Source organism: Paenibacillus sp. FSL K6-1230, from assembly GCF_038002385.1.
Taxonomy (GTDB): Bacteria; Bacillota; Bacilli; order Paenibacillales; family Paenibacillaceae; genus Paenibacillus; species Paenibacillus massiliensis.
In genome coordinates this window covers 2,888,627-2,904,587 of the sequence record NZ_JBBOCK010000001.1, presented here as the reverse complement: position 1 = coordinate 2,904,587, position 15,961 = coordinate 2,888,627, and the positions used below count along the sequence as shown (strand labels likewise).

The 15,961-nt window shown below is 48.6% G+C and carries 12 protein-coding genes; 5 read left to right on the top strand and 7 right to left on the bottom strand.

The window, feature by feature from the left end; all coding sequences use genetic code 11:
• Positions 1–34: 34 nt before the first annotated feature.
• Together MKX74_RS12600 and MKX74_RS12595 are read right to left on the bottom strand one after the other, a co-directional pair.
• Positions 35–2,065, bottom strand: coding sequence for a hypothetical protein (locus MKX74_RS12600; RefSeq protein WP_341178598.1), 2,031 nt, complete (start codon positions 2,063–2,065; stop codon positions 35–37).
• Positions 2,066–2,307: 242 nt separating this feature from the next.
• Entirely contained in the window at positions 2,308–2,616 is a 309-nt protein-coding gene (locus MKX74_RS12595) for a hypothetical protein (protein WP_018884632.1), read from the bottom strand.
• A gap of 231 nt (positions 2,617–2,847) precedes the next feature.
• On the opposite strand from MKX74_RS12595, the gene MKX74_RS12590 reads away from it, so the two are divergent.
• The 4 genes from MKX74_RS12590 (at position 2,848) to MKX74_RS12575 (ending at position 8,039) form a co-directional block, all read left to right on the top strand.
• Positions 2,848–4,122 (top strand): stalk domain-containing protein, encoded by a 1,275-nt coding sequence (locus MKX74_RS12590; protein ID WP_341178597.1) that lies wholly within the window; start codon positions 2,848–2,850, stop codon positions 4,120–4,122.
• A gap of 251 nt (positions 4,123–4,373) precedes the next feature.
• Positions 4,374–5,837: a spore germination protein gene (locus tag MKX74_RS12585; protein ID WP_341178596.1), complete on the top strand. Its 1,464-nt coding sequence runs from the start codon at positions 4,374–4,376 to the stop codon at positions 5,835–5,837.
• The gene (locus MKX74_RS12580; RefSeq protein WP_341178595.1) at positions 5,830–6,921 is read left to right on the top strand and encodes a GerAB/ArcD/ProY family transporter; all 1,092 of its coding nucleotides are present in this window, start codon (positions 5,830–5,832) and stop codon (positions 6,919–6,921) included. Before MKX74_RS12585 ends, MKX74_RS12580 begins: the two co-directional genes overlap by 8 nt.
• Positions 6,922–6,926: 5 nt before the next feature.
• A complete protein-coding gene (locus tag MKX74_RS12575) occupies positions 6,927–8,039 on the top strand; it encodes a Ger(x)C family spore germination protein (protein ID WP_341180571.1) in 1,113 nt (370 codons plus the stop codon).
• A gap of 74 nt (positions 8,040–8,113) precedes the next feature.
• Here the strand turns inward: MKX74_RS12575 and MKX74_RS12570 are convergent, their stop codons facing one another.
• Both MKX74_RS12570 and MKX74_RS12565 read right to left on the bottom strand, forming a co-directional pair.
• Positions 8,114–9,319, bottom strand: coding sequence for an MFS transporter (locus MKX74_RS12570; protein WP_341178594.1), 1,206 nt, complete (start codon positions 9,317–9,319; stop codon positions 8,114–8,116).
• A gap of 62 nt (positions 9,320–9,381) precedes the next feature.
• Positions 9,382–10,893: an MFS transporter gene (locus MKX74_RS12565; protein ID WP_341178593.1), complete on the bottom strand. Its 1,512-nt coding sequence runs from the start codon at positions 10,891–10,893 to the stop codon at positions 9,382–9,384.
• A gap of 172 nt (positions 10,894–11,065) precedes the next feature.
• Here MKX74_RS12565 and MKX74_RS12560 point away from each other — a divergent pair, with 172 nt between their 5' ends.
• Positions 11,066–11,884 (top strand): MerR family transcriptional regulator, encoded by an 819-nt coding sequence (locus tag MKX74_RS12560; RefSeq protein ID WP_018887709.1) that lies wholly within the window; start codon positions 11,066–11,068, stop codon positions 11,882–11,884.
• Between the two features lie 122 nt (positions 11,885–12,006).
• On the opposite strand, the gene MKX74_RS12555 is transcribed toward MKX74_RS12560, so the two are convergent.
• From MKX74_RS12555 to MKX74_RS12545, 3 genes are all read right to left on the bottom strand, one after another.
• Positions 12,007–13,650, bottom strand: a complete 1,644-nt coding sequence (locus MKX74_RS12555) for a DUF4179 domain-containing protein (protein ID WP_341178592.1) — start codon at positions 13,648–13,650, stop codon at positions 12,007–12,009.
• Positions 13,637–14,170 carry an RNA polymerase sigma factor gene (locus tag MKX74_RS12550; RefSeq protein WP_341178591.1) on the bottom strand — a complete coding sequence of 178 codons (534 nt, stop codon included), beginning with the start codon at positions 14,168–14,170 and terminating at the stop codon, positions 13,637–13,639. Before MKX74_RS12550 ends, MKX74_RS12555 begins: the two co-directional genes overlap by 14 nt.
• A gap of 232 nt (positions 14,171–14,402) precedes the next feature.
• Positions 14,403–15,791, bottom strand: a complete 1,389-nt coding sequence (locus MKX74_RS12545; RefSeq protein WP_341178590.1) for a family 4 glycosyl hydrolase — start codon at positions 15,789–15,791, stop codon at positions 14,403–14,405.
• Positions 15,792–15,961: the final 170 nt, after the last annotated feature.

Genomic DNA, 15,961 nt, shown 5'->3' with positions numbered 1-15,961 from the left:
TGTATTAGGGTATATAACGGATTCAAGGGTCCATCTATTGAACAGCTGGTCCTTGAAGCTTTACCCCCAGCACAGACCAGGCTACACACCATGGACGTTGCTCCTGCTTATCTTTCGGAATCCAATAGCAGGACTCGATCTGGTCTGGGTCTGGTACCAGCATCAGCATACGAAGTATCAATTTGCGAACATCCTCAGGATGGTCTGCACGAGGGTAAGGATAATCAAGCTTAACGCCAACCTTCTCGGCAACCTCGGAGCTATGGGAGAGCTCATATTCAAAGCTGGTATTACCGCCCATACTCAAGATACCGGAATAACCGCTTGTAAATTCACCAGACACCGTACTGCTAGTAATGTGCACAGTTGAAGTCTTCTTCTCGAAAAAGGCTGAAGTCTCACCAGGCACCCAGCTTACATCCAGTGCCAGACTTCGCTTGACATCTGCATAATGTGGGATGTCCGTGAAACGATGCAGAAATGTCCTGTAGTCGTGTGAATCTAGCCTCTCATCGTAGCTCTTTAATATGGGAAGCACATCAAAATCAACATCCGTTGCTGATGCATGGAAGACATGGCTTAGGACTCCAAGAGATCGCTCCATCTTCCAATCGTATAGCTCATAGGTCGTTCTTACGATATGCGGGGTCAGGTACACGTAAGTAACGGAGCTCTCTCCGGGAATTGGAACAATTGTCTTGTCGATGTGTCTCGTAAGCTCCGAGATCTCGGAGCTATGCTCTGCGTGCTCAGCAGCAAATTTCAGAGAGAATTCTGCGCCGACTGGAAGACTCCCTCCAGCCTGCACATACGAACCCATGCGAAAGCGTGTGGAGATGGCAATCTGCTCTGTTGTCGATCGACCATAAAAAAAGGTGGAGCCACTCTCCTTACCGGAATGTCCGTTGGTGACGTAGGGAGGCGCTCCCTCGACAACTCCGATAAGTGCACGAAATTCATCCCCAGCCTTTTCTTCAGCCTGCCCTACCTGTCTCATCACATCTGATTTATACCGACACATGACGAGATTACTGCCGCCCTGGTTCACAAAGTTCTCGTCATTATAGTTCATATACAGCCAGATCTCCTGACGCATCTCCCCCTTCGTGCCAATAGGAACGAAATACTGAAGTGCTCCCATGTAGACCCAGGTTGGATATTTCGTATGACCGTGCGTCCTTGTATATGCGGGGCTCCATTCCCCAGTACGAATGTTAAATGTCTTCATTTGGTTGTTCTTATATCCAGCCCAGCTGTGTGGACGATGCCATCCATTGATGAACAGCTGCACCGAAGGATCTTGGATTCCACCTTCGATCGTGCCTGACTCCAGCGCAAGAAAGTCTGCCCGCCCATCATACTCCTCATGGTGCCTGCTCTCGGTCTCCCGCAATCCGCTACCTGTGGACCCATGGGTGTCTAGCTCGCAGCGGAAGCTGGCAGTCCAGATATTTGAATAAATCGTAACTACCCCCATCATCAGATGGAGATTACCATCAGAATGAGCATAAGCACATGCGCATACCTGCTTTACATTTTTCCAGTGGGTGTTCACCTCCTGGTGCCAAGCTCCCGATTGATCCTGATAGACGATGCCAAGCCTGTGCTCCGAGTCCACATGCTGGGCGCCGAGCAGATACAATCGACCTTGCAGGGAAAGAGCACTGAACTGCGTACGACGATTGAAGGAGTATGGAATTCGTTCTGGCTTCGACCATGTCTCACCGTCAGAAGTAGTCACATAGGACAGCTGCCCATTCTCAGTCCAGAAGACATGTAATATTCCTTGATGAACGACGCTCGCCAGGTTGGCTATCTCCTGATGGCCATTGACATTATAACCGAGCTTCTCATAGACCATCTGGTTAGCAGCCAGACACTCCATGACTTCCTTATCCTTGAGCTGCTTCAGTCGGACCCGAGTATAAAGGATCTGATCGCGATTATTGGAGGTCGATCTTTTGTGATAGAAGAAGAAGGCGCTCCCATGAAAATACGTACCATTCACACCTTCAAATTGCAGGCTTGCTTCAGGGATGCGGAGATTCGTATACGTGTTGGACATCTTGTCACCTTTCTTTAAGCTTTATTTACGCTTCATTATAGTAGTTCATTTGTACTTTCCCTCCAATTGTAATGTATCTCGTTCTTATGCGAACCTAACTTTAGTTAACTTTGAAACAAATAATTTTTGAAATGTATACGAGTTACGCTTTATACGGCGAGTTTAGCTCCAGATAGCAAAAAAAGGCCGACATCGCATTTCACGATGCCAACCTGACTCCTCATTCATACAGCAATACTATGCTAGCCTTCGACTATATCGGCATGCAGAGCACTTGCGATCTCCATCATTTTAGCCACCACAGCCTCATGAGCAATGGCCACATACAGATCCCCTTCATAGTGACGGAAAGGAATGTCCGCGTCTACATGCTTCCACATGAAAAAATCCCCTTCGATCGTCATGGTGCTCTCTGCACCGACGACTGTAAGCACCTGTGAGTATTCAAACTCTGGCTGCTCTGCAAAGTAAGCCTTGCATTCCTCCAAGGAAATGGCTGGCTCTGGATGCCCCTCCTGCATGGAGCGAGTAATGCGAAAACGCTGATTCATCATCATACCTCCAACCAATATATTGCAAATTCATTTCAAGTTCTGGCCCTCATACCTTATAATGCTTACCTGCTCATGTCAATGGCTTCAAATGTGGCTACTGCACTCAACCCTTTATAAATTAATACTATTGGAACAATATGAGAGTTATGAGAATTTTGATATACTATGATGTGATAGATGGTAGATGGTAGATGATAGATTATACGATGAGTTGGGAGAGAACAATGGATGTTGTATAGACGAGTTGGTAAAATAGCAGCTGCCTCAATTCTTGCCTTGTCCTTGCTTGGCAATACATCATCGTTCAGTGATGTACATGCCGATTCAGGGATTACCGTCATGCTGGACAATGTACCATTACAATTTGATGCAGCTCCACGGATTGAGCAAGGAGTTACCTATGTACCGTTTCGCTCTATAGGCGAAGCTCTTGGCATTCAGATCGCCTGGGACAGCAAGGCACAGACCGTGAAGGCGGTCGGATTGGTTAACGGACAGACGACAGAGGTCCTGCTGCAGATCGGCAGTAGTACAGCTACTGTGAATGGGAACACAGTCAAGCTAACAGCAGCACCAGTCCAAAGGGACGGACGACTACTCATCCCGCTGAGCTCCTTCAGCAGTCAATTCGGTGTGAACGTAAGCTGGAACCAACAGACCCGAACTGTCTCTCTCGTATCGCCACAGCGCGCGATGCATCTGAGAGCCTTCTATGCGTTGCAATCCTTTCAAGAAAGAGATTTAGTAGCTTCTATGAATTCAGTCGCTTTTGGCTGGAGTCGTATTGATCGAAATGGTCAGTTTACTTTAGAAGGGGAAGAATATCGGCTGCCTGCCGCAGCTGGTGATGTGACACCTCAAGCCCTTGTAGCCGATGCTGCTTCCAGAAGCATACAGCCGTATCTCATGGTCTACGCTCTGGACGGAAACGGTGAATTGACGAAAATGCTAAGTGACAGCAGTGCTCGTCAGCAATCCATTAACGGTATATCAGCTGCCGTGGCTGAGAATGGATTTGGCGGGGTTGTGCTTGATTTTGAAGGCTTGGGCTTCAAGCTGGACGCTGTGCAGCAGCAGAAGCTGCTTAACGATTATGTGCAGCAGTTACGTGCCGCGCTGCCCGCAGACATCTCTCTATCACTCGCCGTACCTCCGCTTAATAGCGCGTATAAAGGCTATGATTATAAGACTCTAGCTACTATTGCAGATGATATCATCATAATGGCTTATCAGTATAATCCTGCAGGAACCAAGGCACAGGTCCCGGAGCCTAACAGTCTTGTGGATAAAGCCATTCAACTGGCGCTGGATGCCGGGGTTCCGAAGTCGAAGCTTCTATTAGGCATTAGCCTGAGCAGCGAGACTCCCTCTTCGATAGATGATAAGCTTGGTCTCGCCAAGCGTTATGATCTGAAGGGTGCAGCCTTCTGGCGGCTGGGATTATTCCGGGCGTATGATACGCCTATGGAGGATGCAGTACATGCTTCGGTTATAAAAGAGTGATCTGCAAGGAGAATTGAATAGATTCACATATTGTGCAAAAGGAAAGCGGGTGCTCAAGTGAGCATCCGCTTTCTCCGTGTATACTTACCCAACTGATAATATTATACAGAGCCTGTTTTCCACATTGTCTTGATTTGTGGATACGATTGCTCCGAGTAATTCAAGTATAGGGTTTAAAATTGCTTCAAATAGGATAATTTCTCCTGCATTGGCACACATTACGTGTATGTCATACAACAAGAGGTGTATTCATGCCCTTATCCCATCCTGCATGTACTGATCTGCAAAAGAACATTTCCTATATTAAGCAAGCGTTATTCCATACCGACGACCTGGAACAGCAGTCCGTTACGGTGCACGGACAAGAAGGCGCGCTCTTATACATTGATTCGCTCGTGGATCAGGACCTGATTCAGACGAATGTGCTGGCTCCCTTGTATGAGAAGAGTGACACAGACGCCCATCAAATGTTCAGCTCCTTAGGCAGTCAGAAGCAGACAGATTTGCATGCAGCTGTAGACGCCCTGCTCGAAGGACACTGCATCCTGATCATTGATGGAATTCGTGAGTTCTTTATGTTCTCCACCGAAAAGCTATACAATCGCAGCACAAATGAGCCGGAGAACGAGGCGGTTGTCCGGGGGCCGCATTATGGCTTTATCGAACAGCTCACTGTCAATCTGAATCTGGTTCGCAGGCAGCTCGAAAGCCCGTCCCTTGTCGTAAAATATTTCTATGTTGGCCGCAAAGCCCGCACCAAGGTAGCTGTCTTATATGTTCAGGACATAGCCAACCCAGACCTGATAGGACGAGTAGAACAGCGTATACGCGCTATCTCCTCCGATATGGTATTGGCGCCTGGCTTTATCGAGGAATTCACAGAGGATTCCCCCTTCTCACTGTTCCCCCAGCAGCTAAGCACCGAGCGGCCGGACCGGGTCGTAGCCAATCTAATGGAGGGACGCGTAGCAATTCTGACAGACGGTAGTCCGGTAGCTCTTCTAGCTCCGGTCACCTTCTTCTCCTTCTACCAGAGCCCGGATGATTATCACGGACGCTGGATTATCGGTTCATTTCTAAGACTCATTCGGATGATGAGCTTTATCATCGCTTTCACGCTGCCGGCCGTGTACATTGCGACAATATCTTTTCATTGGGCCATTTTGCCCGTAGAGCTGGCACACACAGTAAAGAAATCCTTACAGAACATCCCGTTCCCGGCTCTTGTTGAAGCCATGCTATTGGAGGTGATCTTCGAGGTACTCCGCGAAGCCGGGATCCGTCTACCGAGCCGGGTGGGACAGACCATTGGGATCGTTGGCGGCCTCGTCATTGGGGATGCCATCGTACAGGCAGGGCTTGTCTCCTATACGATGATTATCGTCGTATCCCTGACCGCGATCTCCTCATTTCTGGTGCCCTCGAACGAGATGAGTGCGGCTGTACGGATTCTTCGTTTTCCGTTGATGCTTGGTGCAGCGCTATTTGGGTATATCGGCATCGCCTTCGGTCTTATCATTCTCACGATCCATTTATGCAAGCTGGAGAGCTTCGGTAGTCCATATTTCGCTCCACTGGGCCCGTTTCGCCCTGGTGACCTGAAGGATGTATTACTTCGCTTCCCGCTGTGGGCACTGCGTGAGCGGCCACATGACCCTCGGCCTCAAAGGCTTCGGCAACAGTATTTCTCTAGGAGTTGGAAACGACGTGAGTAAAGAGAGCACGGTCACACGTGGACAATTATTTTTCATGATTATGAAATTCGAGATTGGAGTCGATATTCTCTCACTCCCCTACCGGATTCATCTGATTGCCAAGGGCGGAGGCTGGATCTCCGTCCTGATTGGCGGAATGCTCATCCAGCTCATTATACTCTTGTGCTGGCTACTGCTCAGGCGTTTCCCCAACTCCTCCATTTATCAGATTATGATGCGGATTACCGGGCGCTGGATCGGAGCCATCCTAGTTATCGCTTATGCCGCGTACTATTTGCTTATGGGTACCTCTGTCCTAGTGAACGCGTATGACGTCATCAATCGTTGGATGCTGCAGAACACGCCGCGCTGGGCGATATTGGTTCTGTTTATGTTCACCAGCATATACCTAGTCCGCCAAAATCTGAGGACGATCGCACGCGTGCTGGTGCTGATCTCCTTTCTGATCGCTCCCATGATGCTGTTGATCAGCTATGGGATTATGCAGACCAATCTTCTTTACTTGCTACCCTTGACCGAGGCAGGATGGCCCCAGATCATAAGCGCCTCGACCGAATCGCTGATGGCTATGTTTGGCTTTGAATTCTTTCTTGTCGTGCTTCCGCTTGTTCAGGGCACCAGCAAAAGCAAGCTCGGAACGATTACTGCAGCCAGTGCAGTGGTGTCTCTCCTGTACGGATTCACGGTATTCATATGCTCCACAGCCTTTAGTCCGCAGCAGCTTAGCATGATGCCGGAGCCAGTAATCTATCTGCTCCGATCTATTCCACTAGGTACGATGGACCGGGCAGATTTTTTGTTTCTGCCCATTTGGATCATCTCCATCTTTGGTGCCATCTGCGGCAATTATTATGCAGCTTCGTATGGAATTGCCTATTTGTGCAAGCTCAAAAGCCACAAGAATGTGGTCCCCTTCGTTGTTCTGGCTTCGTGTATCATCGCTTCCCTGCCGCAGCGGCAGGAAGATCTGGAGGCCATTAGCACCATCGCCAACCAGTCTGCCTATTATTTTCTTATTATTTTGCCGTTGCTGCTGTTAATCCTGTCTTATATTCTCAAGAAAAAGGAGGCGCCACAGACTTGAATAGAATGCAAAGCTCATTTGCTATATTGGCCCTGCTAATCTGTACTACAGGCTGCTGGGATCAGGTGAACCTGAGGGATGCACGACTTGCCAATGCGACAGCATACGATCTGACTTCGGACGGCAAGATCAAGCAGACTCTGGAAATTGTCAATGACTTCGATAACAATCAGGAGAGTGGTGCCAATGAAGTTCATTCAGGCACAGGAAGAAGCATCCGGCAGAGCACAGATCAGATTCGAAGCAAAGTGAGCGGAGATATACGTTATTACAAATATGGAGTGATCCTGTATGGTAAAGATTTGGTATCCAGGGATATATATCCATATATGGATATGCTATATCGTGAGCCTGACTATCCGACCTCACACGTCAAAATCGCCATTGTGGATGGAGAGGCGGGAGAACTGCTGCAGGAAGGAAAAGCCGGCAATCTGTTAGTCGGAGAATTTGTAAGCAAAAAGATCAGAAGTCTGGAGGAAATAGGTGTTTTTCCTGACATGACGCTGGAGACCTTGCTCCCTCCGATGCTTGACCCGGGACAGGATTTCGTACTCCCTTATTTGACCAAGCAGGACAAGGACATTACCGCACAAGGAATCGCCCTGTTCAGTGGTCAAAAATTCACCGGTACGCTGACTCGGGAGCAAAGTACCCTGTACGTCATTATGAGCGGAAAGTGGAATAAAACAGCGCGCTTTGTCAAGAAGGTTAACCCGGGACCTGCCGATGATCCCGAGAACTATATTACCTATGAGGCGGTGACCCAGAGCATAAAGCACAAGCTTGTTGTCAAGGTCCTCAGGGATGGGCAGATTGATGTGTACTTGCGAATCAAGCTCCCCATTACTGTCGTGGAGTATGCTTCCAATCATTTGCATAAGAAGGAGACACAGCAGCGCCTGAATCGGGAACTCACCGATCAGATGACCGAGGACGCGGAGCGCATTATCCAACAGCTACAAGACAGTAGATGCGACGCCTTCGGCATCGGCAGACAACTCATCGCCCATCACCCTGCCTTGTGGAACGAGCTTGATTGGGACAAAGATTACCCAGAGGTTCGCTTTCATCCCCAAGTGCAGGTAACCATCGTAGGTAGTGGTGTACTGAACTAGCGCCTTAACCCGATCAAATGTGAGCCTAGAGCCGCTACTCTCCCGAATAATTATCATCTGGAATCAGATTCCGCTTATGCTTCGCTTCTGGGTACGGCGAGCTTCAGTCGAGCTGTGAAAAAGATACATGCGATCGTAAGCGTGGCAGCAATGAAGTATGCTCCAAACAGCTCCACCTGGTGCACAATGAACCCCGAGCTCGCACTGCCTAATAGAAGTCCACCCATCATGAGAGGCAGTATGACGCCATTGGTTCTTCCGATATATTCCTCCCTGATTTCCTTGATCATCATGGCACTGAATACGACTTGGAAGAAAGCTGTTGTGATCCCGGACAATACTCGTGCACTGGCAGTGAGCATAGGCCACACCGACAATACTTCAATTAAGGTTATCACACCCCAGATCAGCATGGTCCCTGTAATGATGGCCCGTCTGTAACGGTTCATCCAAGTGGCAAGCAAGGCGGCAAGTCCTCCACCGACCAGCATTCCCACCCCTTCAGCGGCAGCGAACCATTGTACATATTCCTTGGGCAAGCCCAAGCGCTCCATCGTGACAAAGACATCCAGAGGCATCGTAATGCCCATAGCTAGTCCCGTAATGAGGAACATCACAGCGATTAACCTCAGATTGGACTGTCCCATGACGTATTGCAGTCCAGCCTTGATATCTTGTATGGGGGAAGGACGTTCGGCAGACTTCTCCCGACTTGAAGCAGGCAAGAAGAGCTGGACGATGGCTGCCGTGGCAAAGATACCAAATAGCGTCACCATAGAGACCTCAATACCAAGCTGAGTATATACGAGCGTGCCCAGCATCGGTCCGAAGATGGTGAATATGGCCATTAGACTTTGATTGATGCCAATAGCCGTCCCTACCTGATCCATTGGAATGTGCCTGCGGAACAGAACGGCTGACGAAGGCTGGGAAAATTGACTCACAATCGCGGAGATGACTGTAGCCGCAAAAACAGCCTGCCATACACCAAGCGATATGAGAAGCAGGATGATGAGTATCGACAACGCACTTAATGTATCGCCTATAACCACTGTTCGCTTGGGATTCCACCGATCTGCAAAGGTGCCGCCAATCAGCGAGAATACAAAAATAGGCAAGTATTCCATGGCTGTAAGCATGGACACGGCTGTCGGATTGTTATGGGTCTGCTCCATAATATAGAATAGCAAGGCCATGTTCCGTATCCATATTCCCATTTGTTGAAGTAAATCTGCAAACAGGACGATCACGAAGACTCTATTGTGCAAAAGGGATTTCATGCTTCCTCCTCAATATCTGGGCATCTGCCCATGCTCATTTGAAATACAATGAACTAGTAAAATTAGTAAAGCTGCTGTGAATTAGAGGAGCTACTGCGCTTCGAGCGAGCCCTTGCTATATCTACTACCAGAGAAGCAGCTAGCAGAAACACTGTGATTCCTGCAAAAACGACCATAAATGATTCATTAAAAGCCGTATGAGCAGCCACTGTTAATGCCTCTGATGCCGCTGCAGGCAAGGATTCAGACACCAGCTTGGCTTCATCCAGGCTATCCTTCACGATGCCTGGCAGATTCAGTCCCGCAGGGATCTGAAGAGATAACGTGTAGATCAGACCCGACAAGCTTCCAATGATCGCAATGCCAGAGGCTCCTCCCAGTTCAAAAGCTACCTCCTCTATTGAAGCTGCCATGCCTGCCTTATGGGCGGGCGCATACGTCATTATCGAATGAGATGCAGCCGTCATTGCCGCGCCCAGGCCCGCCCCAAGCAATGTCAGACCAAGTAACTGTCCAAGCATGCCTCCTTGCAATTGTAGCAGATAGATAGCTGTACCCGCACCTGCAACCAGCAGTGTTATACTCTTGATTCTCAGCACATCATACCGATGCAATATGGCTCCTGTTACCGGACCGGAAGCCAGCGCAGCAATGGGAATGCACAGCGTATATACTCCTGCTTGGAGCGGAGTCATCCCCTCCACCAGTTGAAGTCTTTGGGTGATTAAATACTGAATGCCCAGCTGCGAGAAAGCCGCCACCACCGCTGTAACGAATCCGACAGAGAAGCGAAGCGTTCTGAAGAGCGACAGATCAATTAAAGGATGTGGACTTCTGAGTTGACGGCGGATAAAGATTACCATGGCCACAATCCCAACCAAGAAGCTAACTCCTGCCAGCAACATGGAGCCATCGCGTCGGGTGATCTCTTTAATGGCATACACCAAGGTCACCAAGGCGATCATGATCTGCACAGAACTGACCCAATCCCATCTCTTGTCCGGATTTCCTGGATGGACCGGGATATAGAGCAACGTAAGTAGCAGGGCCAGCACCACAATCGGTATATTAACCAGAAAGACAGAGCCCCACCAAAAATGCTCCAGCAAAAGTCCACCTACGATTGGCCCGAGTCCCGCGCCGCCAGCGGATACGGAGCCCCATACTCCAAGTGCAAGTCCCAGTTCGCGTGGCTCCGAGAAGGTAATTCGAATAATCGACAATGTAGCTGGCATCATCATGGATGCTCCGACGGCAAGCAAGACTCTCGCAGCCACCAGCAAAAGCGGGCTTGGGGCAAAGGCGGCGACGATCGAGGCCAGACCAAAGACAATCAGACCTCCAGTAAAAATAAATCTATAGCCTAGACGATCTCCAAGCGTGCCCATAGCAGGCAGCAAGCCAGCCATGACCAATGAATAGCCGTTCAGAATCCATAGCTTCTCCGATGCAGAGGCACCAAGATCATGGGTAAGACTCGGTAATGCCGTATAGAGAATGGTCATATCCATCACGATCAGCAAAAGTGCGCTGGAGACAATCCCTAGAACCACCCAGCGTTTGAAAGTAGACATGTGTTAAGCTCCTCCTTGCAGGACTAAGAATAAAATTGTGTATAGAAAAAACCTAAACTATCGGGTAACCCTATAGTCAAGTCGTATTTCATCATTTACAATAACCATAGCCAGATGAACATTTTTATTTGCTTATGATGAACATTTCCCTTTATTCATGGAGGATTAACACGTGTCTGACATTCAAAAGCAATACTTCACCACCAGTGAATTGGCCAAAGCTACAGGCATCACCAAACATACATTGTTCCACTATGACGAGATTGGACTACTCAAGCCAGAGTTCGTCAATGAGAAAGGCTACCGTTACTACTCCTTCTATCATTGCTACGCACTGGATATAATCCATGTCCTTAAGAAGGCTGGAAGCTCACTGCAGGAGATCAAGGAATTCATGCAAAATCAGAATGCGGCGCTGTTCGTGAATCTGATCCAGCAGAAGCAGCAGGAATTGGAGCTGGAGCAGTTAAGATTGAAGCGGATGCAGACCTTCCTGAGCGGTGCGCTTGAAATGATAGAAGTGGCCCACAATGATCCCCGCTCGGCTCCACTGCTGGAGACCTGCGAGGCGGAGTACTTCATCAGCACGAAGCTCAGCGGACTTATGGATGATAAGGAATTCGTAGTCAAGCTGACTGAGCACCGGGATTATTGTGAAAAGCACTTCATATTACACGAATTTCCGCTCAATACGATTATTGACAAAGTGAACTTCGAGGCAGGCCAATACTATCCCGATTACGTTGCCAATAAGCTCAGCATGCCGATGGCTGGAGATAAAGTGCTCGTCAAGCCTGAAGGAATGTATGCCGTCATGGATCATAGAGGCTCCTATGAGACCATGCCGCACACCTATGCTATTTTAAAAGATTTCATACTGAGCAAAGGTCTGAGCATTAGTGGAAATGTATATGAGACGGAGTTACTGAACTATCTTGCGGAGAAAAATCCTGACCAGTTCATCATACGGATCTCGGTAGGGGTGTCGTGAACTCGTATATTCCTGTTCCTTGTGCCTTACTGATCTAATCACAATTGGTAAAGTCCAAAAAGAGCAGCACCCTCCTGTTCGAGAGTCGCTGCCCTTCATTTTCAAAACTACCTGTTGCCCAGCTATTCTGTAAGCTGTATCCGCAGCTGTTCACCCTTCTTCAAGGTCGTATAGTTCCACACGTAGAGATTGAGATCCGTACCCGTAAAATGATCAAACACATCTACATGCTTGGAGTCCAAGCCACTGCTGAATTGCGGCATGGAGTACTGCTTCTCTCCACCTTGGAGATAATACGTCTGGTTCACCTCTCCAAAGTCCGCACTCGTGCTGTCCGACTCGACGTACAGATTCCCATCCTTCGTGTAATAAGTCCATCGAATTGGATAGCCATCATAGTCTGTGTGAATGGTCTGCGGCTGTGAGGATATGTTGGTCAAGTGAACAGAAGTGCTGCCACCGGCGTGCTCATCCATCCGATCCTTGGCAATGAGAACGACAGGCTGAGCATTGATTGTGCTCGGGTCCAGAACGGCCGATTTCACGGGTTCGAATCGTATTTCTGTCTGGTGTGGGTCATGCTCGCCCTCAAGCTGAAGCCTGCCATTCATCAGCTGCCCTGCGGCCTCTAACTGGAAATTCTGATAAGGAATCCGCAGGTTCTCCTCAGCATGCTTTATCGTCACCCGAATCTGGGTAGGCGTCACGATCATCTCGCTTATGCTGGCGTCACCAGCTACTGTAGACAGTGGAATATCCAATGGCTGATTGTAGGTGTTTTTCTCCATTTGCTCGCGTGACAGAGAGAGGTTCAACTTCCACTCCCCTTCTGTACGTGCTTTTACATGAGTGTAGGCCAAAGTAAATCGTCCACCCTTATTCAGCAATTCCTGCTCATTGAATAGCTGCCGGCTTGAATAGGCCCCTGTCGCTCCTGCTGTGCCATACTCTGGAGCTTGTGCCTCTTGTAGCAATACATGGTCTCGATCATAGACGCGAATTCTTGCCCAGGTGTCCTCCTGTACCTCTTGATCGGTGAAGCTTACTGCTGAATGGATGCGGATATAATCGGAGGACGCCGGAAAGGACTGGATGGTAACAGACTGAATACCGTCCTGCTGAATTTCGAATTTCTGTGTCTCCTTATCACGCGGATTCCATGGTATTTCCTGCTCCCGATCCTCAAGATACCGAACGTTCGTGATGGCAAATTGAAGCTCTATCTGGTCCGACTGCATGACCCAATTCGATTCGAAATAGCCTTGATAGACACCTAGCTCAGCATTCCACTGTTGGACATAGCGACCTTCCAGCGGTGAGCCCTGGCTATCCTTGAGCACAATCTGATCATACCGGATCTCCTGACCCTCTGTTGCTACTCCTGGTCTAATTGTATATAGAAGCACTGTACGATTCTCATCAATAAAGGCCGTATGGACCGTCAATGTAACCCCATCGGCGGTTACGCTCTGTTCGATGGGCTGTCCATAGCCAGCCAGCAGCGCCATCTGAATGCCAGGCTTACCTGACAGTAGTTGGTTCCAGTCGTATTGTATCGCAGCATAGACCGGCGTTGCCATCAGAGCAACAGTTAGTCCTGCCGCTATAGCTGTCTTTTTTTGTCTATACCATCGAGGTGCGGGGACGACCTCTTCTTCCATTCTCAGCTCATCCCTCTGAATGCTCGTCCACAATCGGTCAAAATCAGGGTATTGCACACCTTCATCGTTCATATGCTCTTGAACCTTGTTCTCAATGGAGTTCAAATCCGTTCTCTCCCCTCACGCCAAATGTATTCTGGTGCTCCAGCTTCCGCCTTAGTATCTTCAATGCTTTGTGTATTCTCGAACGCACGGTTCCTTCCGGAATATTCAGAATCTGTGCAATCTCAGGTACGGACAAATCACCGATATATCGCAAGGTCAACACGCTGATCTGTTTATCCGGCAGCTTATGCAGCATCTCCTCCATTTCAGCAAAGGATGCCCTGGCTATGGCAATGCTATCTACCGATCTCTTGAAGAGCGCTTCCTGGTCATGAAGAACCTGCAACTGCTCCTGCTTACGTGCCTTCGTCTTATTTCTCCTGATCACATTCAGACACTGATTCATCGCAATTCGCATAATCCATGCCCGCAGATGCTTCACGCTGGACCAATCCTGCCGAAATACGGTTACGAATACATCATGGCATGCATCCTCTGCATCCTGACTGTTCTTAAGCATGTAAAGGCAGGTGCGGTAGACTTCTTTATTATAAGTATTAAATAGTTCATGCTCGGTCACCCCCGGCACTCCTTTCTTGTTGGACTATATTATAGACAAGTCAGCGGTCGAAATGATTCACTTTTTTTGAGCAGAACAAAAATGCCCGCCATATTAGCATGGCAAGCATTCTTTGAGCAAGCTGACTGGGGGCGGTTTAACAGACCTCACTCTTTTGTTGTGTTGTTACTTGGTGCAGGATGTTATTTGATACATTTTGTTTATGAATGCATTTTGTTTATTATGCAACTTGTTACTTATACCAGATGGACGGGATGATATCCTTCTCACGCTCAAGCAGTTCTGCAATGATCATATCCGCATCATGAATCGAATTCACTAATGGATCTGTTAACATAGCCTTTCGCAACTGTGTATAGCTCTGTTCAACCACGGCTGCTGCGGTTAACTCATGCGTATCCAGCACCAGCTCCTGCATCCCTCTTATCCCCCGAGGCATCTCCCCGACAGGGATCGGTCGGACTCCATCCATACTAACCTCGCATAGCAGCTCTAGAAACGCATCGTCATTCATGTTGCTCACAGCTCCCTGATTCAGGGTATTAATAAAGAATTTCTTGCCCAGATTGCCCACCATGCTCTCAATGATATCCGTGGCATGATCTGGCCCCAAGGTGCTCATATATTCCCCTATTGGAATAGTTCCGTCTATAAAATCATCCACTTGCTGCCACATCTCCTCATGACGCTTGTAGCGGTCCTCCGTCTCCCAGATTGACAACGGTGGAATAATATCCTTCGTCTTGCCCAGTCCCTGCCAATAGCGAACGTATTCCTTGGTATGTGCCGTACAAGTCGGGATATAACCGAATATATCATATAGCTCGTACGTAATGGCATCGTTATGAAGGGCCTTGGCCCCAGTATCTCCGCCATCATTCTCGGTACCAGCGGATTCTCGCAAAGCCTCGGCAATCCGTGGCATGACGTCCCTTCCGTCATACTCTGCGTGGAGCAGCCAAGTAAAATGATTCACTCCAGCGATACGGAAATCAAAACGCTCATCAACTTCACTCGTGTATTCCTCTGCTTCCTGAATAATACCTGCACGTAGTGCGTAATGGATCTTCTTATGCGGCATGTGATGGCTGTCGCACAAGGCAAATGATTTCAAGGCTGGTGCATAACGGGTCAGCGCAATGCCATGGACCGTAGAAGGATTGATGTAATTAATAACCCAGGCCTCGGGGCATAGCTCCTCGATGTCTTTGGCACACTGCATAATGACAGGCAGCTCACGCATCGCCCGAAAGATACCACCTGGACCGATCGTATCCCCGGAGCACATACGAATGCCGTACTTTAGCGAGACCTCGCAATCTATACCACGATATTTGACCGAGTCCTTGGCGAAGCTTAGCACGACAAAATCAGCCCCAGGCAAAACCTCCCGCCAGTCTGTAGCTCCTTCGATCCGAAGCTCCACCTGATTATCACGAGCCACCATTTCTGCCAGGCGCACCATCTTGGACAGCTTCTCCGGGTCGGAATCCACCAAGGCGAGTGTTCCTTTATTCAGATAAGATGAGTGCACCATCTGCCAGATGGATTGACGACCGAAGAATAGACTCCCTGCACCAATGACCACTACCTTGGGCCGCTCTATATTTGTATTTATCATGATTAGCCTCCCTGAAATAATAGGTTCTATGTTTATTATAATTTGGGTGGCAAAAAACAGAATATGCGTCGGTACGAAGTACATGTCAAATAGTAAGGTTATGGAAGCGTTCTTAACTCAAGTGTTATAATAGCCATATATATAGCATGTCAGAGAGTGAAGGGGAAGGA